This window comes from Vibrio sp. 10N.222.52.C12 (assembly GCF_041474215.1).
Taxonomy (GTDB): Bacteria; Pseudomonadota; Gammaproteobacteria; order Enterobacterales; family Vibrionaceae; genus Vibrio; species Vibrio crassostreae_C.
In genome coordinates this window covers 45,985-67,677 of the sequence record NZ_JBFRTR010000028.1, presented here as the reverse complement: position 1 = coordinate 67,677, position 21,693 = coordinate 45,985, and the positions used below count along the sequence as shown (strand labels likewise).

The 21,693-nt window shown below is 45.1% G+C and carries 16 protein-coding genes; 11 read left to right on the top strand and 5 right to left on the bottom strand.

All coding sequences use genetic code 11. The annotated features are described in order from the left end of the window. Positions 1–25: 25 nt before the first annotated feature. Together AB4623_RS05960 and AB4623_RS05955 are read right to left on the bottom strand one after the other, a co-directional pair. The gene (locus tag AB4623_RS05960) at positions 26–424 is read right to left on the bottom strand and encodes a PepSY domain-containing protein (protein WP_017066076.1); all 399 of its coding nucleotides are present in this window, start codon (positions 422–424) and stop codon (positions 26–28) included. Between the two features lie 180 nt (positions 425–604). After that, positions 605–2,347 (bottom strand): DEAD/DEAH box helicase, encoded by a 1,743-nt coding sequence (locus tag AB4623_RS05955; protein WP_017066075.1) that lies wholly within the window; start codon positions 2,345–2,347, stop codon positions 605–607. 97 nt (positions 2,348–2,444) lie between these two features. Between AB4623_RS05955 and rsuA the strand changes: the two genes are divergently transcribed. The 3 genes from rsuA to AB4623_RS05940 all read left to right on the top strand — a co-directional run bounded on the left by rsuA (position 2,445) and on the right by AB4623_RS05940 (position 5,217). Then, the gene (gene rsuA, locus AB4623_RS05950) at positions 2,445–3,140 is read left to right on the top strand and encodes a 16S rRNA pseudouridine(516) synthase RsuA (protein WP_017060380.1); all 696 of its coding nucleotides are present in this window, start codon (positions 2,445–2,447) and stop codon (positions 3,138–3,140) included. Positions 3,141–3,340: 200 nt separating this feature from the next. Next, positions 3,341–4,558 (top strand): Bcr/CflA family multidrug efflux MFS transporter, encoded by a 1,218-nt coding sequence (locus AB4623_RS05945; protein ID WP_372145954.1) that lies wholly within the window; start codon positions 3,341–3,343, stop codon positions 4,556–4,558. Beyond that, entirely contained in the window at positions 4,558–5,217 is a 660-nt protein-coding gene (locus AB4623_RS05940) for a DUF2913 family protein (protein WP_017060382.1), read from the top strand. Before AB4623_RS05945 ends, AB4623_RS05940 begins: the two co-directional genes overlap by 1 nt. A gap of 124 nt (positions 5,218–5,341) precedes the next feature. On the opposite strand, the gene AB4623_RS05935 is transcribed toward AB4623_RS05940, so the two are convergent. Further along, the gene (locus AB4623_RS05935; RefSeq protein WP_017065397.1) at positions 5,342–6,772 is read right to left on the bottom strand and encodes a DUF2867 domain-containing protein; all 1,431 of its coding nucleotides are present in this window, start codon (positions 6,770–6,772) and stop codon (positions 5,342–5,344) included. A gap of 98 nt (positions 6,773–6,870) precedes the next feature. Between AB4623_RS05935 and AB4623_RS05930 the strand changes: the two genes are divergently transcribed. The 5 genes from AB4623_RS05930 to nhaA all read left to right on the top strand — a co-directional run bounded on the left by AB4623_RS05930 (position 6,871) and on the right by nhaA (position 14,052). After that, positions 6,871–8,244 (top strand): MATE family efflux transporter, encoded by a 1,374-nt coding sequence (locus tag AB4623_RS05930; protein WP_017060384.1) that lies wholly within the window; start codon positions 6,871–6,873, stop codon positions 8,242–8,244. A 122-nt stretch (positions 8,245–8,366) separates the two neighbouring features. Further along, complete coding sequence (locus tag AB4623_RS05925) at positions 8,367–9,038, top strand: ABC transporter ATP-binding protein (RefSeq protein ID WP_017060385.1); 672 nt, start codon at positions 8,367–8,369, stop codon at positions 9,036–9,038. Further along, the gene (locus AB4623_RS05920; RefSeq protein WP_372145952.1) at positions 9,019–11,472 is read left to right on the top strand and encodes an ABC transporter permease; all 2,454 of its coding nucleotides are present in this window, start codon (positions 9,019–9,021) and stop codon (positions 11,470–11,472) included. Before AB4623_RS05925 ends, AB4623_RS05920 begins: the two co-directional genes overlap by 20 nt. After that, positions 11,462–12,610, top strand: a complete 1,149-nt coding sequence (locus tag AB4623_RS05915; protein WP_017068753.1) for a lipocalin-like domain-containing protein — start codon at positions 11,462–11,464, stop codon at positions 12,608–12,610. Before AB4623_RS05920 ends, AB4623_RS05915 begins: the two co-directional genes overlap by 11 nt. Before the next feature lie 275 nt (positions 12,611–12,885). Beyond that, positions 12,886–14,052 carry a Na+/H+ antiporter NhaA gene (gene nhaA / locus AB4623_RS05910; protein ID WP_010441484.1) on the top strand — a complete coding sequence of 389 codons (1,167 nt, stop codon included), beginning with the start codon at positions 12,886–12,888 and terminating at the stop codon, positions 14,050–14,052. 275 nt (positions 14,053–14,327) lie between these two features. Here nhaA and AB4623_RS05905 read toward each other — a convergent pair whose 3' ends face one another. Continuing rightward, positions 14,328–14,939, bottom strand: coding sequence for an OmpA family protein (locus AB4623_RS05905; RefSeq protein ID WP_136978082.1), 612 nt, complete (start codon positions 14,937–14,939; stop codon positions 14,328–14,330). After that, positions 14,939–16,246, bottom strand: coding sequence for a TolC family outer membrane protein (locus AB4623_RS05900; protein WP_102333196.1), 1,308 nt, complete (start codon positions 16,244–16,246; stop codon positions 14,939–14,941). The genes AB4623_RS05905 and AB4623_RS05900 overlap by 1 nt, the downstream gene beginning before the upstream one ends. Before the next feature lie 767 nt (positions 16,247–17,013). On the opposite strand from AB4623_RS05900, the gene AB4623_RS05895 reads away from it, so the two are divergent. From AB4623_RS05895 to fabV, 3 genes are all read left to right on the top strand, one after another. Further along, on the top strand, positions 17,014–17,643 hold the full coding sequence (locus AB4623_RS05895; RefSeq protein WP_017065403.1) for a TetR/AcrR family transcriptional regulator: 630 nt from the start codon (positions 17,014–17,016) through the stop codon (positions 17,641–17,643). A 55-nt stretch (positions 17,644–17,698) separates the two neighbouring features. Then, a complete protein-coding gene (locus tag AB4623_RS05890) occupies positions 17,699–19,981 on the top strand; it encodes an acyl-CoA dehydrogenase (RefSeq protein WP_017071963.1) in 2,283 nt (760 codons plus the stop codon). 209 nt (positions 19,982–20,190) lie between these two features. Continuing rightward, positions 20,191–21,393 carry an enoyl-ACP reductase FabV gene (gene fabV, locus AB4623_RS05885; RefSeq protein WP_017060392.1) on the top strand — a complete coding sequence of 401 codons (1,203 nt, stop codon included), beginning with the start codon at positions 20,191–20,193 and terminating at the stop codon, positions 21,391–21,393. The last annotated feature ends 300 nt before the right edge of the window (positions 21,394–21,693 follow it).

Genomic DNA, 21,693 nt, shown 5'->3' with positions numbered 1-21,693 from the left:
GTGCTTAGCTCTTCGTCGTACGTAACTAGTCGCCGTGTTTAATTGCGTCTTTAAAGTTGCGGCCTTTGATCATAAGCATTTCTAACGTCTCAGCGTTGTATTCGACTTTGATGATGTTGTTTTGGTAATTGATTTTTAGTTCATACACCCAAATGTCGTCATCTTCTTCTAGTTCTACTTTAATGATTCTGCCATGAAGATCGTTTTCAACCGCCGCATACATTTCTGAGAAAGGGCGAATGTAGCCTTCTCGTACGGCTTCATAGACTTCGTCTTGATCTTCTTCAAATTCGATGCTGGTTCCTGCTTTATGAACGTCCTGCACTAATTCATGACCATTATGATGTGAGTCAGCCCATGCGCCAGCAGAAACAAATAAGCCTAAGCTTATAGAAAACAAAGAAATCATAGCTTTACTAAACATAGCGAATCCTAGAGAAGGTTGATAGCGTTCAGTATAAAAAAGTAATTCTGAACAGAAAGTGAACCTGATTAATAATGAGAATTTGATACCGAAAAACTTAACGCTTAAATGGCGCAGGCTTTAATACATAAGATTAATTGCCGAGTGTTAAGAACGTAAGACTTACTTTTATTCTTAACCTTAACGCTGCTGTAGTTCGTCTTCGAATATCTTGTCTCTCATTTTCCAAAAGCGTCCGACTTTACGGGCAATCACGAATTGAGGTGGGCGGAATCTATGTTGGTGAGCAACCACTTTCGTCGGTGAGGCTTCTTCGAAAGGGCGATGTCTGTCTGCAAGGTGAGGGCGAACAAACTGGTCTTTGAAGTTCTGCTTCTGCTTTTTGCTGGTTAATGACCAAAACTCATGCACTTGCGCTTGGTTTTCTCCGCGATAGGTGACCTTAAGTTGTGATTTACCTTTCTCGTCTTTAAGCACGTTGAGGTCCATTTCCAAGCATTCAAATACCAAGGCATCTTTTAGGTTCAGTGCTTCTTTTAGCTTTTTGTCTGGGTCGACTAAGGTTGCATCGCACTCATGACAAATGCGCGCAGCAATGTCATTATCAGCACCACATTCACCGCAATATTTCGCTCGGAAGCGATAATTACAGTGCTCGCGCTCGCCCGTGTCTTCATCGGTAAAGTAGCCTTGGCATTTGCGCCCAAAGTGCTCAAGCAAGAAGCCATTGCTGTCTAGCTTGCCCCAAAAGTTATTATTGAAGCCGCACGCAGGGCAAGGGATGGTGATGATTTCACTGTCTGAATCGGGTTTAGGGTCGCCAACCTCAGGTTGGTAGAGGTCGTAACTGTTGCCCGCATAGTCGAGCACCAAACACTCTTTTTTACCCGGAGATAGGCGTAAGCCACGGCCAACGATTTGTTGATACAAACTGATGGATTCTGTCGGGCGCAAAATCGCGATTAAATCGACGTGTGGCGCATCAAAACCTGTGGTTAATACCGATACGTTAACCAAAAACTTGATTTTACGTTCTTTGAAGTCGCTGATAATTTGGTCACGTTCGAGAGTTGGTGTATCACCAATCACAATTGAAGCTTCACCTTCTGGCAATAAGCCGAGGATCTCTTGCGCGTGTCGAACGGTCGCAGCGAATACCATGATGCCTAGTTTATCTTGGGCTAGGTGAATAATCTGATCGACAATCTGTGGGGTCGCTCGTTTCGATTGCTCGATCACCATGTCGAGTTCTGCTTCTTTGTAGCGACCAGTGCTCGCGGGCTTTAACTGCGAAAAGTCATAGCTCAACACGGGTGCATCAATCATGCGTGCAGGAGTTAAGAAACCTTCATCGAGCAGGTAACGAATCGGCAGCTCAAAGATACAGTCGCGGAAGAAACGTGGCTCATCTGAACGCACTTGACCGCGAGTGTGGTATTGATAAATCCAACCCATCCCAAGACGATATGGGGTCGCTGTTAATCCAAGCACCTTGATGCCCGAATTATTCTCGCGTAAGTGAGTGATGACTTTCTGATAACTACTGGTCTTTTCATCGGGAACACGGTGGCATTCGTCGATAACCAACAGCGAAAATTGGTTAGAGAATGAATCGAGATTTCGCACCACAGATTGCACCGAAGCAAACACGACTTGTTGGTCGGTCTCTTTGCGTCCTAAACCCGCAGAGAAAATCGAGCCTTTCAGCCCGTAACCTTCATACTTTTCATGGTTCTGTTCAACCAACTCTTTTACGTGAGCAAGCACCAACACTCGACCTTTCGCAAGCCTTGCTAACTCTGCAATCACAAGGCTTTTTCCTGCACCTGTCGGAAGCACGAGCACTGCCGGAGTTTGGTGTTTTCTGAAGTAATGAATCACTGATTTTACAGAATCAGCTTGGTACGGGCGGAGTGTATACATATCGCGTCTTGTAAGAAGGAAAACAAATAGTGTGAAATAGCTCAACTAATTGAGCAAAGGTGACTATAATACCCGACTTAGATTAGTTGAGGTATTCATGCGTTTAGATAAATTTCTGTGCGATGCATTAGGCGTCACTCGAAGAGAAGCAACACACTTATTAAAATCCAAGGCAGTGACAGTAAATGATGTCATTCAAAAAAGCGGTTCACTCAAGGTAACTGAAGAGTGCGTTGTCGAATGGCAAGGCAATGAACTGAATGTTCACGGCCCACGTTACATCATGCTTTATAAGCCTGAAGGCTTTGTTTGTTCGCATGAAGATGGCGCAAATCGTATCGCGTTTGAATTACTTGATGAAATCAAAATGGACAAGCTGCACTTTGCTGGTCGTCTAGATATTGATACAACAGGTCTTGTGTTGATTACAGACGATGGTAAGTGGTCTCACCGTATCACTTCGCCAAAGCACAAGTGCGAGAAGACGTACCGTGTGTGGTTGGTTGAACCTGTTGAAGACGATTACGTTGAAAAATTCAAAGAGGGCATCCAGCTTAAGAGCGAAGATGGCCTAACACTTCCTGCACACCTAGAAGTTCGTGCAGAGCGTGAAGTGCTGCTAACGATTCACGAAGGCAAATACCACCAAGTTAAACGTATGTTTGCTGCTCTTGGTAACAAGGTAGAAGCACTACACCGTGAACGTATTGGCGAAATTGAGATGGACGAATCTTTAGAGTTAGGTGAATACCGTTACCTAACGCAAGAAGAAGTCGATTCAATCTGGAAGTAGTCCTTAGCTAGAAGTTGCTCTTAACAAGAAATTGTTCTTAACAAGAGACCACTTTTGCTGGAAATAGCCCTTTCGTTGTAAAGCCGACCATGGATAGCGTCGGCTGATGATGTTGACTGGTACTAGGAAAGTCTCAGCCAATCTTTGACTCGCGTACTCACGCTAGTCCCTAGCTCTATCAGTTGAACATTCGGAGAACCATGCAAACATCGACCTCACAGAGCCAAAGCTCCCAACTAGAAACACCTCAATTAGGCTTAGTGCTGTTTTTGATTCTAGGTGCGATTGGTGCACTTACTCCGCTAGCCATTGATATGTATCTGCCAGCGATGCCGACCATTGCTAAAGATCTTGGTGTGACGGCGGGTGAGGTACAAATCACGCTAACAGCCTATACCGCAGGTTTCGCGCTGGGGCAGTTGCTGCATGGCCCGTTGGCGGATAGCTATGGTCGCAAGCCTGTACTGCTTATTGGTGTGTTCTTGTTTGCTATCGCTTCTATGGTGAGTGCGACAACTCATGGCATTGAAGCGCTGACTTACATCCGTACCGCTCAAGGTTTTGCTGGTGCTGCGGCGGCCGTTATCATCCAAGCGGTGGTAAGAGATATGTTCGATCGTGAAGATTTCGCAAGAACCATGTCTTTCGTTACTTTGGTGATGACAGTTGCGCCATTGGTTGCTCCGATGATTGGCGGTTACTTAGCGTTGTGGTTCGGTTGGCGTTCAATTTTCTGGGTTCTGGCTATTTTTGCGGTGATCGTAATTCTGGCGGTATCGATGAAGATCCCAGAAACGCTTCCTGCAGAAAACCGACAACCATTGCGCTTTAAAACCACGATTCGTAATTACGCCCGTTTATGTAAAAACCCGACCGCTATGGGCTTGATTTTCTCGGGTGCATTCTCGTTCTCTGGGATGTTTGCATTCTTAACTGCAGGCTCTTTTGTCTACATTGATGTCTATGGCGTACGTCCTGACCTGTTTGGTTACCTGTTCGGTTTGAATATTGTTGCTATGATCTTGATGACGAGCATCAACGGTCGAATCGTTAAGAAAGTGGGCTCTCACGCTATGCTCAGAGTCGGTTTAACCATTCAACTGTTTGCGGGCTTAGGTTTGTTAGTCGGTTGGATGTTAGATATCGGTTTGTGGGGTATTGTGCCATTCGTGATGCTGTTTATCGGCACACTGTCTACCATTGGTAGTAACTCAATGGCACTGCTTTTAAGCGGATACCCGAATATGGCCGGCACAGCTTCTTCGCTTGCAGGCACATTAAGATTTGGTACTGGTTCTGTAGTGGGGGCAATTGTTGCTATGCTACCAAGTGACACTGCAGGGCCAATGGCTATGATGATGGCAGCATGTGCAATACTGTCAGCATTACTATATTGGACATTAGGAAAGAAGGCATAATGTCAAAATACTATATTGAAATTCAGAAGTTAGTGAACGATGCGCTGGGCGAGCTGTATGCTCTGCATAAGTCTGGTAAAGCGATCGACGCACCTATCGCGAACAACCTTTATCTTGTTCGTTGGGTAACAAAAGCGATTAAATCTCAAGCTTATGATCGCGTGATTGTGCCTGACTTAGTTCGCTGGCAGAAACAGGGTCGCTCAAAAGGCAACAACTCTGATTTAACTTTTACCTTTAAACGTATTTCTGCGTTTTACGGACGTTTTTTCCCTGAAGGCGAAGAGCCTAAAACGCTAAAAGACAGTGATGTTGAAGCGTTCATGGACAAAATGTACGAGATGGGTTGGAGCGTATCGAGTGAAGACGAGCTAACGACTGGCGGCAAGATTCAATTCTTCACCGATGGCGAGCACTCTTTTGCTTTATGCGGTAAACAGTGTGACGACTCTTTCGACGGGGAGTTGATGGTTAAGCCAATGAACTGGTTTGTTCGTGGCAACCATGCTGAGTTCATCCAAGCGGCGATGGAAGCGGGCTTCATGCTTCACAAAGTAACGGACTATAAGTCTGCGGTGAAGTATCACGGTGAATACATCGTTTACCCTGCTAACCAAGGCAACCAACTGGCTGAGATCCCAATTAGCGTTATCGGCTAATAGCGGATTCGAGATGAGAGATACGAAGAGCGGAATTATCCGCTCTTTTTTGTCTCTCATAGCGCGTGTCGCTAATTTGCTTTTAATCTTTTCGCATCTCGTCACTCGAATCCCGCATCTGCTTTTAATCCTGTTCTTTAGCCTGCTTCTCAATTGCCTTCACCATGCCTTTAAAAATAAACAGGTGGGCTGGCATCATAGCAAACCAATACAGTAACCCTAGAAACCCCTTTGGATGCCACCAAGCCGAGATATTCAGCTCGCGAGAGTCACCGTGGTCAGAGACAGTAATCTCGAGTCGCCCTAAACCGGGGCCTTTCATACCGAAAAGCAGAGATAAAAACTGATTCTCTTCACAGCGAATGACCTTCCATGAATCGATTTTGTCACCGACTTTTAGGTTGGGCCCTTCTGGCATTTGTCGAACCGGTACACCGCCACCGAAAAGAACATCCAACCATTCGCGTGTGCGCCATAAAGTGTTAGCAAAGAAGTAACCTTGCTTCGGGCTTCCGATTTGCTGAGCAACATGCCAAAGCGATTCCAATGAAGCGCTTGAGGTGATACTTGCGCCTGTTTTCTTCGGGTAATAGCCATACCCAGCTTGCCAGCGTTTGAATGCGGTTTTATCAAAGCCCCATACATTGCTTTTGACAAAGTTTCCTTCAGCGTGAATGGCTTGTTCAACCATATTTTCGAACGAGATAAGCTTCTGAGGGTACTTTTCTCTAATGATGGTCGAACTGGCGATGAAGTCGTGCTTTAAGCCTGCAAGTAGTGCTCTACCTATGTTAGACGGTACAGAAGTCACCACACCTAACCAATATGAAGCAATCTTTGGTGTCAGTAGCGATGTCGCCCATAGTTTGAGTGGACGATCGGCGGTTTTAGCAATATGAGCAAATTGGTTTCGGTAAGAGACAATATCCGGCCCGCCAACCTCAAAGGTTTGGCTTTCGCTAGGCGTGTCTTGTGCGAGTTTTAGTAAATAGTGGTTCAGGTTCTGCAAAGCAATCGGGTTGGCTTTAGAGTCAACCCATTTTGGCGCAATCATAATCGGCAAGTTGTACACGAAATCTCGCATGATCTCGAATGCCGCAGATCCTGGGCCAATGATCACGCCAGCTTGAAGTTCGGTAACGGGTACAGGCCCTTTACGAAGCAATTCGCCGGTTTTCTTTCTCGCTTGAAGGTGCTCTGAATCACCAGTCTGAGGCTGTAAAGAACTCAGGTAGATGACGTGTTGATTTTTTGGCCCAAGAGCAGAAACAAAGTTACGGGCTAAGTTCAGCTCATAATCGATAAAGTCGTGGCCTTCCGCCATGCCATGGACGAGAAAGAAGATAAGATCAAAGTCGGGGACTAAGGCTTGTGTCGCAGCTTGATCGGCCAGATCAAGATACTCAAGCGATAAGCTTTCGTGAGGCTCGGTCCGTGCCTTTAAATAGTCGATATGCCTTGCTGCTGCCGTGACTTGATAGCCTTGCTCAAGCAGGAGAGGGAGGAGTTGCGAACCAACATATCCAGAAGCGCCTAAAACCAGTACTTTCTTCATTGTTACTCCATTTATATCTGTGGTTAAAAACCGAACATTGATATAATAGCGCGATATTTATCTTTATTCATCAATACGTTCCGTTTAGGTATCTCTCTATGTTGCTCTCTTCAATTATTCATCACACACGAGGTGATTTTGTTCGCAGGCTTATTGCGATTGCACTGCCCATCACCTTGCAGAGCATTATGTTTTCAAGCCGAGGCTTGGTGGATGTATTGATGTTGGGCCAACTTGGCGAAGCAGACATCGCAGCTGTGGGGGTGGCGAGCCGAGCGATGTTCGTGACGACCATTATGCTGGTGGGTGTTACCACGGGCGGTGCTCTTCTTACTGCTCAATATTGGGGCGCGGGTAACAGACAAGGTGTGAGAGAAAGCACTGCGCTGACGTGGCTGGTGTCGACACTGTTTGCTTTACTGACTATCGCGTTTTTCGTTTCATTTCCTGCACAAATCATGGGCGTGACGACCGACTCTCAAGAGGTCATCAACTTAGGCGTTGAATACATCGTAATTACGTCATTTAGCATGCTAGCGGTATCGTGTGTCAGCAGTATGGCTGTGGGTTTGAGAGCGATGCACAAACCCGGGCTAAGTACATTTTTCAGCGGTATCGGCATCCTGTCTAACGTGTTCTTAAACTGGGTGCTGATCTTCGGTAACTTAGGCTTTCCTGCGCTTGGAATCAAAGGTGCGGCGATTGCGACGGTACTGAGTGGCGCGATTGAAGTCGCGACTTTGTTTGGTTATCTCTATTTCTCTAAGCATTTATTAGCATTTAAGTTTTGCGATATTAAAGCGGCAGCTTCGATTGATAAGGTGGTTCGCTTCTTGAAGCTGTCTCTGCCGACCACGTTTAACTTCTTAGCATGGGCGGGTGGTTTGTTTGCTTACCACGCGATCATGGGGCAATCGGGCGTTCAAGGTCTGGCTGCGCTATCGGTCATGACGCCGGTTGAATCTATCTCATTGAGTTTATTGATTGGCCTTTCGAATGCGGCAGCTGTTTTGGTGGGTAATCAACTTGGTGCGAAAAACAATGAAGCGGTTTACTATCAAGCGCTTGGCTTAACAATTTTGTGTTTCTTAACTAGTATTGTTGTAGCCGTTTTTCTCTATTTCGTTCAAACGCCAATACTTAATGCCTTTAGCGCGCTGACGGAAGAAACCAGAGCCCTCTCAGAGAAGTTCATTCTGATCCTCTGTGTGGGTATTGTCATTCGCTCGGTGCCATTGACTGTGATCGTTGGGGTGTTGAGAGCGGGTGGTGATGTGAAGTTCTGCCTCTATCAAGATTTGATTGCTCAGTGGGTGATCGGTATCCCATTGGCAGCCATCGCGGCTATCTATTTTAAGTTTCCACCTGAGTGGGTATATCTGCTTTTCCTAACGGAAGAAGTCCTCAAGTGGGGCGGGTCGCTCTATCGCATGAAAACAAGAAAATGGATTAAAAACTTGATAGGAAGTTGAAGTAGGGCGCACCAATCGCATCACTTTATCGTTGGCGTGTGATCTATCTTTCAAAATACTTCCTCCTAACAGGGAATTAGTGTAGATTCTCCTTCCAAATTCTAACTAATGCGAGCTGTTTAATGTTAAAGCTGTCAGACCTATGTAAAGGCTATGTCGATGGGGGGGAGTTTCACCCTGTTTTGCAAGGTGCTGAATTAACATTAAACCAAGGTGACCAGCTGGCATTAATGGGAGAAAGCGGTTCAGGTAAAAGTACTTTACTGAATCTTATCGCGGGCTTAGACCTAGCGGACTCAGGTGAAATCGCTTTTCCTCACTTCAATATGCACGACTCAACCGAGCGTGACCGCACCGCTTATCGCAGAAACAACATTGGCCATATTTTTCAGCAATTCAACTTACTGCCAACGTTAAATATTGCCGATAACATCCGTTTTTGCCGCCAGTTAAAAGGCTTACCTGAAGACAAAGGTCTCTGGAGACAGATTCTCTCTGCTTTAGATCTTATGCCTTTACTTGGCCGTTACCCTGAAGAAGCGTCTGGTGGCCAACAACAACGTGCGGCCATTGCGCGTGCGCTGTATATGGAACCAAAAATATTGCTGGCCGATGAGCCGACCGGTAGTTTAGATGAGCGTAATGCAGAAGCGGTAATGCGTTTGCTGACCTCTTTGGCTCGTCAATTAGAATGTACGTTGCTGTTGGTAACACACAGTGAAAAAGTAGCTCTGCATATGGATGGTAGGATCCGTCTGCAAGGAGGGCAACTGCATGTTATGGCCCGTAGTTAAGGCACTACTCGGTCACTATCGACGTTACCCACTGCAGATTATTTTGGTATGGCTTGGTTTAACCCTCGGCGTATCACTTTTGGTTGGTGTTACTGCTATCAACCAACACGCCAAGCAAAGCTATGCGCATGGCGAAAAACTCTTTTCGAATCCTCTTCCTTACCGTATTCGACCAAAACACAACGCCAATAAAATCCCGCAAGGCTTTTATATCCAACTTCGCCGTGAAGGTTTTCAGCAGTGTTCTCCTCTTGATCACCATCGTATCACTGATGAAAATGGCGCAAACTTCATGGTTGTCGGTATAGATCCTGTTTCTATGCTTCAGCTACAACCTGGTATAGCGTTAAAAGATCTCACCGCTTTGAATCTCATGAAGCCACCATATCCAATCCTTGTCAGTGATGATCTTGCTGAACACATGGAATGGCACAACGGCGATTACATCCCTTTGATGGATGGTTCTGAACTTGGTCCTGTGGTTGTTGATCAAAATAATATGATTAATGGTACAAGGTTGATTGCGGATATCTCCTTGCTCCGAATGCTTAAACGCAGTGCTGGGCTTTCAGTGATTGCTTGTTCAGACATGCCCACTGAGAAGTTTGAACGTCTTAAAAATATGTTACCTAATGGTTTGACGATCTCTCGTAGCTCTAAGGCAGAGCTTGAGTCGCTGACCAGTGCGTTCCACTTAAACCTAAAAGCGATGGGTATGCTGTCGTTTGTGGTTGGTTTATTTATTTTCTATCAAGCGATGTCGCTTTCTTTTATTCAGCGTCAACCGTTAGTCGGGATTTTAAGACAAACGGGTGTGTCTGGTTGGCAACTGACTAAAGCGCTCTGTTTAGAGTTACTGCTATTGGTTTTACTGAGCTGGATCTGCGGCAATGTATTTGGCGTGATGCTAGCAAACCAATTGTTACCTGCCGTATCTTCAAGCTTGGGCGATTTATACGACGCTAACGTCGGCTTAACGATCGACTGGAATTGGCGTTGGAGTGGTTACAGCTTACTGATGGCATTGATTGGTGCTTTCTTAGCGTGTGCGTGGCCACTGGTTCGTTTACTTAAGTCTCAACCGATTCGTCTGTCTTCTCGTTTGTCTTTGATGCGTTTTGCGGGTACCGAGTTCACTTGGCAAGCGTTGATTGGCTGTGGCTTCTTGGTTGCTGCTGTTGCTGTGTATCAAGCCCCTCAGACTCAAGAAACGGGTTTTGCGATTATCGCGCTAATGCTGATCAGTGTGGCGCTATTTACCCCGTTTTTAATGTGGAAGTTATTTAACAGCCTCTCTTATTCGTTGCGCTGGGTTCGTGCTCGCTGGTTCTTTGCTGATGCAGCTTCCAGTATGAGCTACCGTGGCGTGGCGACGATGGCGTTTATGTTAGCCTTAACTGCCAATATTGGTGTAGAAACCATGGTCGGTAGCTTTAGAGATACCACTGATAAATGGCTAACACAGCGTTTGGCTGCCGATCTGTATATCTACCCAACCAACAATGCCGCTGCTCGTATGAGTAATTGGTTATCTGACCAACCTGAAGTGGATTCGGTTTGGTGGCGTTGGGAGAAAGATGTGGCGTCTCCAGTCGGTAGTATTCAGGTGGTCAGTACGGGGCCTTCTGAAGGTGAGCTAGAAGCGCTGACGATCAAATTAGGTATTCCGAATTACTGGTTTCACTTACATCACTCTAAAGGTGTGTTGATCAGTGAATCGATGTCTCTCAAGCTGGGGATTCGCCCTGGCGACTACATCGACCTCTATGACAGTCTCGGCTCTGGTTGGCAGGTTGTCGGTGTCTATTACGATTACGGTAACCCTTACCATCAAGTCATGATGTCGCATCGAAATTGGCTGTATGGGTTTGCAGGGCGGGGAAATGTCGGCCTTGGCGTAATACTCAAAGACGATGTGAATTCATTAGGGCTTCGCAGCCGATTAGAAAGCGTATTCAGGCTTGGCTCCGAGCGCGTTTTCGATAACAACAATATTCACAGTCAAGCAATGCGGGTGTTCGATAGGACGTTCGCGATTGCAGATACATTAGGTAACATCACCTTGGTTATCGCCGTCTTCGGTATTTTCTTTGCGACGGTTGCGGGAGAAGTGTCTCGCCAAAGGCATATTTCCTTGCAGCGCTGTTTGGGTGTCTCGGCGAAAGAGCTGATCCTGACAGGTAGTTTGCAGTTGTTTGTGTTTGGGCTTATTTCCTCCTTAATTGCGATTCCGCTCGGATTGGCGTTAGCGAGCCTAATTGTTGATATCGTGATAAAGCAGTCTTTTGGGTGGTCACTCGAGTTACAAGTGATTCCTTGGGACTATTTGCAGACATTTGCATGGGCCATGGCAGCATTGATGCTAGCTGGTGCTTTACCAGTGATGAGAATGATTCGGAACACTCCGATGAAGTCACTGAGGGATGCGCTTTAGTATGTTTTTACGGAATACTTCAACTAAGTTAAGACAACGAATTCTGTCTTCTCTGCTATTAATCAGTTTCTTCGGCATCTTTTTAAGTGTTTGGGGTTATTACTCCTATTTCATCGATCCTGGTGAAAAGGGCGTGAATGAAGTTAACTCAATATTGGTTAATGAACACTTCAATGTGTTCGAACCTGTTTTGCCAGACCGTAATGTTTCGCTACCACAAGATTTTAAGTTCCACCCAGAGTTTCAGCACGAGTGGTGGCATTACTTTGCATCTTTGAAAGGTGATGATGGTAAAGACTATTCGGTTCAGTGGAGTTTTTTTCGTATCGCAACGGACGAACGTGAAACACCGGGGTGGCAAAGCCCTCAAGTCTATATCTCAAATGTGGTGGTCTCTTCTAAGTCCAAAGTATGGAAAGAACAGCGCATGGCTCGTGGCGGTATTGGCCAAGCGGGAATGACTAATCGTCCATTCAGACTTTGGATTGATAACTGGAACTGGCGTGCACTCGGCAACACCCCATTCCCCGGGCGCCTTCAAGTGCAAACTGATACGTTTGGACTAGAACTCGACACCATTGCAAAAGGGCCCTATGTGCTCAACGGCGATAACGGTTATCAGAAAAAGCACGACTTATTACCTGTCGCGTCTTATAACTTCAGCGCTCCATTTTTATCGTTGAGCGGTGTGTTGAACCTAGACGGCGTTACCAAGGAAGTGGAAGGAACTGCGTGGGTACATAAAGAGTGGGGCAGTGGCTTACTTGGAGTGGGCCAACAAGGTTGGGATTGGTTTGTATTTAACCTCGATGACGGCACAGCGCTGAGCATTAACCGCTATCGTCATAACCAACAGTTGCCTTACATATTCGGGACATTAGCAACGCGCTCAGGCAAAGTTTACCAATTAACGGAATCCGACATTTCCATTCAACCATTGCAAAATACAACGTTGATGAATGGAAGACGGATGCCTTTGCAGTGGATCATTAACGTCCCTAAGCATGATATCAACCTCACAACGCGTATTATACGCAGGGATATGTGGCTTCCATTTGTCATACCATATTGGGAAGGGCCGATTAAGGCGAGCGGGAGCCATGAAGCGACAGGCTTTATGCAGTTAACTGGCTACTAAAAAACACCTAAGGCTATAATTTGATAGCCTTTTTTTATGCCTGCGCCTTTTAGCGTCCCCCAATGAATTGTGCATACAGGTTCGATGATCTCATCTATACTTAATTCATGGTGCATAACAACATTATGGAATATACGACGTATTGTTTAGTATTTGTAGGAAAAACCGAAGTTAAACATCCGAAGAAGTGATTATCTATCAATTAAACTTGGATATAAACTCGTGGTTATTCTTTGTTATTCGTTTATTTAAATAATAAATATAAGGGCGAAATCATGACCGACGTCATCCGTGACTTCTTTAAAATGGAATCTGCTGGCGGCATCATACTAGTCATCGCTGCGGCGATCGCAATGTTTGTAGCAAACTCACCACTGAACGAAATGTACCAAGGTGTACTTCACAGTTACGTTCTTGGTATGTCTGTGTCTCACTGGATTAACGATGGCTTAATGGCTGTCTTCTTCCTTCTAATCGGCTTAGAAGTTAAGCGCGAACTTTTAGAAGGCGCATTAAAGTCTAAAGAGACAGCAATCTTCCCAGCTATCGCAGCTGTGGGTGGTATGCTAGCTCCTGCACTTATTTACGTGCTATTTAATTCAAGTAACCCTGAAGCGCTTCAAGGTTGGGCTATCCCAGCAGCGACTGATATCGCATTCGCATTGGGTATTATGGCTCTTCTTGGTAACCGTGTACCGGTTAGCTTGAAGGTGTTCCTATTGGCTTTAGCAATTATCGATGACCTTGGCGTTGTTGTTATCATTGCACTGTTCTACTCAGGCGACCTATCAACGCTTGCGTTAACGGTTGGTTTCATCGCAACTGGTGTGCTGTTCATGCTAAACAACAAGCATGTAACTAAGCTGAGTGTGTATCTCATTGTTGGTGCAATTCTGTGGTTTGCAGTATTGAAGTCTGGTGTTCATGCAACGCTGGCTGGTGTAGTGATTGGTTTTGCTATCCCACTGAAAGGCAATAAAGGTGAACATTCTCCGCTGAAGCATCTAGAACATGCTCTGCACCCATACGTCGCTTTTGCAATCTTGCCAGTCTTTGCTTTTGCAAACGCAGGTATTTCATTGGAAGGTATCTCAATCTCAAGCCTAACAGGTATGCTACCGCTTGGTATCGCTATGGGTCTATTGATTGGTAAGCCTCTTGGTATCTTTGCATTCAGCTGGGGTGCGGTGAAATTGGGTGTTGCTAAGCTCCCTGAAGGTGTGAACTTTATGAACATCTTCGCAGTATCTGTCCTGTGTGGTATTGGTTTTACAATGTCTATCTTTATTTCATCACTAGCATTTGGCCCAACGAATGTAGAGTTTGACACACTAGCTCGACTAGGCATCCTGATGGGATCTACAACAGCTGCAATTCTAGGTTACTTCCTGCTAAGCGTTTCTTTACCGAAAACAGCAAAGCAACAAGAAGTAAAACTATAATCAGCGGTAGGCTCGTTTAACGGCGAGCCTATTCACTGATTAACAAGCTAACTTCTGAGTAGCAAGACGAGTCACAGAATCATCCTCCCCGATTCATGTGACAGCAAAGAACAAAAAAGCCGTGATAGGGTTTCCTATCTCGGCTTTATTGATCCTAACTGCTAGTATTTTTAGTTTGGTTAGTTATTGATGATCTAAAACTCCTAGATTCAACTCATTATTTTGATCGGCATGAATTGCGGATCGTTTTGGATGACCAGAGTGACAGTGTCATGTTATTTTTCTAGCGTGGTAAATATGGTCCACTCCTCGACGATCTGCTCATTCAGCCCGACAACCGTTGCTGTTACTCGACGGTTCAGTGCATGAGAAGTAGCATCGTTGCCATCGCTCTCTAAGCGGTTTTCACCGTAACCGACAACTCTTACTCGGCTCGGGTCTATACCATTCGACAATAATTCATCTTCAACGTGGTGAGCGCGCTTCTTTGATAACTCTAAGTTGTATTCACTCGCGCCGACTTTACTGGCGTAACCTTGAATCTCTATCGATGCACTTTGGTAGGTTTCTAAGAACTCAGCCATAGTGGTGATTTGATCTGAGAAGATAGGGTTAACTTCATAGGAGTCATTGGCGAAAAGGATGTTCAGCCGTCTGACTTCTTGCGAGCTAACCGTCTCTCCACAGCCTTCGTTGTCTACCAGAGACGACTCTGGTGTGCCAGGACAGGTGTCTCGTGCATTGACCACACCATCGTTATCATCGTCTTGCAGGTCAGAAATTTGCTCCGCTTCTGGCGTTTCTATGTAGGGCTCTTCATTTTGGCTAGAGCATGCACATAGCGTTATCGTTAATGCGGAAAGTAATAAATAAGGTCTCTTCATCATTAATACTCCACTGCCGTTGTCCACTCGTCTGGAATGTCGACCAGTAGAGCGTTCAATAGAGAGCCTGTCGCGTTCATTACACGGTATTTAGCGTACTGTTCAGAGTAATGCGCATCTAAGTAATCTTTGCGGGCTTCAAACAATTCGTTTTCAGTGTTAAGCAGATCAAGTAGCGTACGTTTGCCGATTCGATATTGTTTCTCATAAGCGATAACGGTTTCTGACGCCGAATCCACGTGATCAGACAAGAAGTTCTTTTGTTGTAACGTCAGATCCAATGCACTCCAAGAGAGGCGAAGGCCTTCTTCAACTTGTCGATAAGCACGATCTCTTAGATCTTTTGCTTTATTGAGTTGGTAAGCTGCAGCTTCTGAATTAGCACTATCGGTACCACCGTTGTAGAGGTTGTATCGCATTCTCAACATTGCCAAAGTCTCTTGGCTCGAACCTTCATCGCCTCCAGCATCATCTCGCCATGATTGAGATGCCTCGATAGAGAACGTCGGGTAGTTAACCCCTTTTGATTGTTTGTACTGGAAGTGCGCTGAATCGACATCTGCAGTCGCGACTTTGATGACTGGGTGTTGGTCCAGAGCATCAACAAGCGCGTCTGATAATGACAGAGGAATCATAGAAATATCGGCTCTTGGGTAGACTAAGCCAAGCGGTTCTTGACCCACTATTCTTCTAAATTGGGTGTGGGTATCAATTAGGTTGTTCTGTGCGGCTAATAAGTTGCCGTGAGCTTTTGCAATCCTTGCTTCTACCTGAGATACATCTGCGGTTGAGCCTATGCCTGAGACTGCACGCTTTTTGATGTCTTTATAGATTTTCTTGTGGATAGCGAGGTTACTTTCCGAAAGGGCTAAAACTTCAGTTGCTTTGACTGCGTCTAAGTAGATCTGTGTGACCTCTAGCGCTTTGTCTTCGGCATCCGCGAGCAATTGCAAACGAACCGATTCTGCTTCTGCGGCAGTACGATCAATATCATTGAGAGTCGACGAACCATCCCACAACAACTGAGTGAGGGATATGGTGGCTTCCTTTCGTGTGAGATCGGTATCAGGACCGTTGTTTGGCGCAGGGTTTATGCCTTCATAGCCAATACCAGCATCAAGATCGATACTCGGCCTATAAGCACCACCTGCGGCATCGTTTCGTTTTTGTACACTCACAAACTCATTAAAAATACTTTTTATCTCAGGATTGGTAGCCAAGGTAATGGCAACAGCCTGTTCTAAAGTCTGAGCAGAGAGTGGGGTTGCAATAGCTAAGCAACAGATGATGGGTAATTTAAACAGTCTCAAAGTAGGTCTCCTTCTACTTTTAAAAGCTCCCGCCTCCTCCCAACTAGCGTTTAACTACTTAATTGAGAAGGGTATTAAACGAAGCTTAGGACATCTGCTAGAAATTGCTAAGTTTGTTGGCTTTATTTCGACTGTAAGTCTCTATCGCTATTGATTAATTTACCAGTTGTGACAGGTGGCAAGCTTCGAGTAGATGTGTTGAAAATAAATGCAAGGCTAGAATTCGGCTTGGGCAGAGATTGGTAAACGTTGGTTAGGAGGTTGTTTGAAATACGTATCTCAGTGATAGCAATGTGCCAAGCGTGGTAGTTCGATTTTTAGTAAAAAATGACAATATAAAAAGAATCGATCGCGCTGTTTAGTTTGTAGCTGTAGCTGTAGCTGTAGCTGTGAAGAAGGGTAAGTAAGGTTTCACCCTAAACAACAAACAAAAAAAAGCCCAAACCAACGTGGTTTGGGCGGATACAAGTATAGGAGTTAATAAGGAAAATGCAGTAATTAAGAAAGCAGTGAGAAGAACAAGTTTGACGGCCTGTTAAACTTCTAAATACGCTGTTTTCTACCTAATTTAGGACTCTCCATTTCCATTTCAGTTCCAAGAAAATTCATTATTTTTTTCTTTTTTTATAAACACACAGCGATTCAATCGTTTAGTGCTGAGTTTTATTAACTGGTACGACCAATTTGTGAAAATGTGATGTTGCTTGCTTGTTAAATAAATGTACTAAGCGTATATTTCAAACAGTTGTTTAATACGAGTGATTGAAATGGCACCAAGAAGTACAACCAAAGACAAAATCTTAGATGTGGCTGAAGGCTTATTTGCTGAGCACGGTTTTAATGACACCTCTTTACGTACGATTACGAGTAAAGCGAATGTCAACTTAGCTTCAGTGAACTATCACTTTGGCGATAAGAAGACTCTGGTTCGTGCGGTACTCAATCGTTACTTAGAAGCATTTATGCCAGCACTGCAAGATGCATTAGTGAACTTAAACTTGAACGAAACGTATTCTATGAGTGACGTGTTTGAGTCGTTGAGACAGCCACTAAGAGCACTTAATGATGTTAGGCCAAATGGTACAAGCCGATTCATGTTACTTATCGGCAGAGGCTATACGGATGTGCAAGGACACTTGCGTTGGTTCATTACTACTCGCTACAGCGAAGTACTTTCTTTGTTTACGACATCTGTAATGAAGGCGAATCCGAACCTCACTCAAGAACAGTTATTTTGGCGATTACACTTCACCCTAGGGACTTGTGTATTCACCATGGCATCAAGTCAGGCTCTGGTAGAAATTGCAGAGAATGACTATGACAGAAAGATAGATGCTAAGGCAGTGGTCGATATTCTTATTCCATATTTAGCCGCAGGCATGTCAGCAGAAGAATAAAACAATAAAAAGCGAAACATTCACAACCAATATAGTGAACAAAAGGATCTGAACTATGAGCTCTCTAAGACAAAAATGGGTAAGTGACCCAGCTTTTAAACTCTTTAAAAAAGTACTACCACCACTATCTAGCACCGAGAAAGAAGCGATGGAAGCGGGTAGCGTGTGGTGGGACGGAGAGCTGTTTTCTGGTAAACCAGATTTCACTAAGCTGCACCAATACCCAAAACCTCAGCTGACAGCAGAAGAGCAATCGTTCATGGATAATGAGCTTGAAACCTTGCTCGCTATGCTTGATGACCACCAAATTGTAAAAGAAGATCGAGACCTTCCTGAAGAGGTGTGGAACTTCTTACGCAAAGAGCGTTTCTTTTCGCTAATTATTGCGAAAGAGTATGGCGGTCGTGAATTCTCAGCACACGCTAACTCAACTATCGTAACTAAGATTGCGACTCGCAGTATCAGTACTGCGGTTTCAGTAATGGTTCCAAACTCTCTTGGTCCTGGTGAGCTGCTGTCTCACTACGGCACTCAAGACCAAAAAGACTACTGGCTACCTCGTCTTGCTGACGGTACAGATATCCCATGTTTCGCACTAACAGGCCCAGAAGCGGGTTCTGATGCGGGTGGTATCCCTGATGTCGGTACTGTGTGCATGGGCATGCACGAAGGTAAAGAGACGCTAGGTATCAAGCTTAACTGGAACAAACGCTACATTACACTAGCACCAGTGGCGACGGTACTTGGTCTGGCTTTCAAACTGCACGATCCAGAAAAGCTACTGGGTGACAAAGAAGACATTGGCATCACTTGTGCGCTAATCCCGGCTGACCACGAAGGTGTTGTGATTGGTGAGCGTCATGACCCACTTGGTCTTGCGTTTATGAATGGTCCAACACGCGGTCACGATGTATTTATTCCTATGGAATGGTTAATCGGTGGTGCCGATTACGCAGGTAAAGGCTGGCGTATGCTGGTGGAATGTCTGTCTGCAGGTCGTGGTATCTCATTACCCGCACTTGGCACGGCGATGGGCCACCTAACGGCGAAAACGACCGGCGCATACGCTTATGTTCGTAAGCAGTTCGGTATGTCGATTGGTAAGTTTGAAGGAGTTGCAGAGAGTTTAGGTCGTATTGGTGGCTTAACGTATCTACTAGAAGCGACTCGTACACTAACAACTACTTCACTCGATATGAAAGAGAAGCCGGGTATCGTTACGGCTATCGCGAAATATCACATGACAGAAATGGCGCGTACTATCCTGAATGATTCAATGGATATCCACTCTGGTCGTGCAATTCAAGATGGTCCAATGAACTACTTAGCTGCGCCTTACCTAGGTATTCCAGTTGCTATCACAGTAGAAGGTGCGAACATCTTAACTCGCAACCTGATGATCTTCGGTCAAGGTGCGACACGTTGTCACCCATACGTGCTAAGCGAAATGGAAGCGGCAGCAAACCCAGATGAGAAGCAAGGTGCGAAGGATTTCGATAACTTGTTGTTCAAGCATATCTCTCACGCAACTAAGAACACGTTTGGTGCGTTCGGTGCGGCATTGACAGGCTCTAAGTTCATTAAAGCGGATATGAGCGGTCCAACGAAGCCTTACTACCAAGACTTAACTCGCTTGAGCCGTGCGCTTGCAGTGAGTGCGGATTTCGCAATGCTTACACTAGGTGGCGAACTGAAACGTAAAGAGCTTATCTCTGCACGTCTAGGTGATGGTCTAAGTTACCTATACATGGCGTCTGCAGCGCTTAAGAAGTATGAAGATGAAGGTCGTCAACAAGCTGACCTAGACTACGTACACTACGCGGTTCAACACTGTTTCCATAACGCGGCTAAATCGCTACAAGAAGCGTACAGAAACTTCCCGAACAAGATGGTAGGTAAAGTACTTAAAGGTCTAGTTTTCCCTGTCGGTAACCACTTTGAAAAACCAAGTGATAATCTAACGGTACAACTGGCAGAAAGCTTGATGACTCCGGGTGCACACCGTGAACGTCTAACTCACCTTTGCTACATAGGCAAAGAAGAAGAGGATAGTGTTGGCCTAATGGAGAATGCGTTCAATGCGATGTACAGCATCAAGCCTCTCGAACGTAAGATCTTCAAAGCAGTGAAAGAGGGCAAAGTGGCTCGTAAAGGTCTATTGCAAGATAAACTTGCTCAAGCACTGGCGGCAGATGTTCTTACTCAAGACGAAGTTGACCAAATCATTGCAGCAGACAAACTTCGCTACGCAGCGATTCAAGTTGACCACTTCAGTCATGATTACAGTGAAACTTTGACGCGAAAAGAGTTAAAACCTAAGCTAAATAGCGTTGCTTAGATAAAGAAATGACAAAAGGCACCTTATTAGGTGCCTTTTTTGTTTTTGTCGTAGAAGTTGCAATAGAGGCGTTAACAAATGGTGACTTAGTCAGCAAATATTCACTGAGTGCTCCAACCACTTGCATTTTCACCACATTTTTACAGAAATTAGATGCCATTTGCGTACGAAACTTTTATCCTTAACCTGATTTTTTAAGGAAGTTGAATATGATCATCAAACCTCGAATTCGCGGATTCATCTGTACTACAACACATCCAGTCGGTTGTGAAGCTAATGTAAAAGAACAAATTGCTTACACAAAAGCTCAAGGCCCAATCGCAAACGCACCTAAACGTGTACTAGTTGTTGGCTCTTCAAGTGGCTACGGCTTGTCTTCACGTATTGCGGCTGCATTTGGTGGCGGCGCTTCAACTATCGGTGTTTTCTTCGAGAAAGCCGGTACTGAGAAAAAGCCGGGCACAGCTGGTTTCTACAACTCAGCAGCGTTCGACAAGCTAGCTAAAGAAGAAGGCCTGTATTCAAAAAGCCTGAACGGTGATGCTTTCTCTAACGAAGCGAAACAGAAAACAATTGACCTGATCAAAGAAGATCTAGGCCAAATCGATATGGTTGTATACTCACTGGCGTCTCCAGTGCGTAAAATGCCAGAGACTGGCGAAGTAATTCGTTCATCTCTAAAGCCTATCGGTGAAACGTACACGTCAACTGCGGTTGATACGAACAAAGACACAATCATCGAAGCAAGCGTAGAGCCTGCAACTGAAGAAGAGATCAAAGACACTGTTACTGTAATGGGCGGTGAAGATTGGGAACTTTGGATCAATGCTCTTTCTGAAGCTGGTGTTCTAGCGGACGGTTGTAAGACGGTTGCTTACAGCTACATCGGTACTGAACTAACGTGGCCAATCTACTGGGATGGCGCACTAGGTAAAGCTAAGATGGATCTAGACCGTGCAGCGACAGCGCTGAACGAGAAGCTAGGCCAAACTGGCGGTACTGCAAACGTTGCTGTTCTTAAGTCTGTAGTGACTCAAGCAAGTTCTGCAATCCCTGTAATGCCTCTTTACATCGCTATGGTGTTCAAGAAGATGCGTGAAGAAGGTATTCACGAAGGTTGTATGGAACAGATCTTCCGTATGTTCAGCCAACGTCTATACAAAGAAGACGGCAGCGCGCCAGAAGTGGATGAAGTGAACCGTCTACGTCTAGATGACCTTGAGCTTCGCGAAGACATTCAAGATCACTGTCGTAACCTATGGCCTCAAATCACAACTGAGAACCTAAAAGAACTGACTGACTACGTAGAGTACAAAGAAGAGTTCTTGAAGCTATTTGGTTTCGGTGTTGAAGGTGTTGATTACGAAGCTGACGTTAACCCAGCTGTTGAATTTGATGTAGCTGACATCTAATTCAAGTTATCGAATCTAAACGAAATAGGCGCTCATTGAGCGCCTATTTTTTTGTCTGCTATTTGGTTCAAGAGATTAAGAGCAGATATGGGATTCGAGTGGCGGGATGCGAAGAGATTTAAGAGCGGATACGGCTACCGCGATTCGAAGGGGGACAAGAGTAGAAATAAGGGATGAAGAGAGTTAAGAGCAGGAGTGGGGAAGAAGGCTTGAACCGCTTAAAACAGGTTATAAAAAATGCACTAACCCAAAGTGAATTAGTGCATTCGAAATATCTAAGCTTGGCTGCTTTTAATGCAG

What these genes read in the sequence shown, in the direction of transcription:
- AB4623_RS05920 (WP_372145952.1), top strand. Translation starts at nt 9,019, where the DNA reads ATGTTATGGCCCGTAGTTAAGGCACTACTCGGTCACTATCGACGTTAC.
- AB4623_RS05955 (WP_017066075.1), bottom strand. Translation starts at nt 2,347, where the DNA reads ATGTATACACTCCGCCCGTACCAAGCTGATTCTGTAAAATCAGTGATT.
- AB4623_RS05935 (WP_017065397.1), bottom strand. Translation starts at nt 6,772, where the DNA reads ATGAAGAAAGTACTGGTTTTAGGCGCTTCTGGATATGTTGGTTCGCAA.
- AB4623_RS05890 (WP_017071963.1), top strand. Translation starts at nt 17,699, where the DNA reads ATGAGCTCTCTAAGACAAAAATGGGTAAGTGACCCAGCTTTTAAACTC.
- rsuA (WP_017060380.1), top strand. Translation starts at nt 2,445, where the DNA reads ATGCGTTTAGATAAATTTCTGTGCGATGCATTAGGCGTCACTCGAAGA.
- AB4623_RS05940 (WP_017060382.1), top strand. Translation starts at nt 4,558, where the DNA reads ATGTCAAAATACTATATTGAAATTCAGAAGTTAGTGAACGATGCGCTG.
- AB4623_RS05945 (WP_372145954.1), top strand. Translation starts at nt 3,341, where the DNA reads ATGCAAACATCGACCTCACAGAGCCAAAGCTCCCAACTAGAAACACCT.
- nhaA (WP_010441484.1), top strand. Translation starts at nt 12,886, where the DNA reads ATGACCGACGTCATCCGTGACTTCTTTAAAATGGAATCTGCTGGCGGC.
- AB4623_RS05925 (WP_017060385.1), top strand. Translation starts at nt 8,367, where the DNA reads ATGTTAAAGCTGTCAGACCTATGTAAAGGCTATGTCGATGGGGGGGAG.
- AB4623_RS05960 (WP_017066076.1), bottom strand. Translation starts at nt 424, where the DNA reads ATGTTTAGTAAAGCTATGATTTCTTTGTTTTCTATAAGCTTAGGCTTA.
- AB4623_RS05895 (WP_017065403.1), top strand. Translation starts at nt 17,014, where the DNA reads ATGGCACCAAGAAGTACAACCAAAGACAAAATCTTAGATGTGGCTGAA.
- fabV (WP_017060392.1), top strand. Translation starts at nt 20,191, where the DNA reads ATGATCATCAAACCTCGAATTCGCGGATTCATCTGTACTACAACACAT.
- AB4623_RS05915 (WP_017068753.1), top strand. Translation starts at nt 11,462, where the DNA reads ATGCGCTTTAGTATGTTTTTACGGAATACTTCAACTAAGTTAAGACAA.
- AB4623_RS05930 (WP_017060384.1), top strand. Translation starts at nt 6,871, where the DNA reads ATGTTGCTCTCTTCAATTATTCATCACACACGAGGTGATTTTGTTCGC.
- AB4623_RS05905 (WP_136978082.1), bottom strand. Translation starts at nt 14,939, where the DNA reads ATGATGAAGAGACCTTATTTATTACTTTCCGCATTAACGATAACGCTA.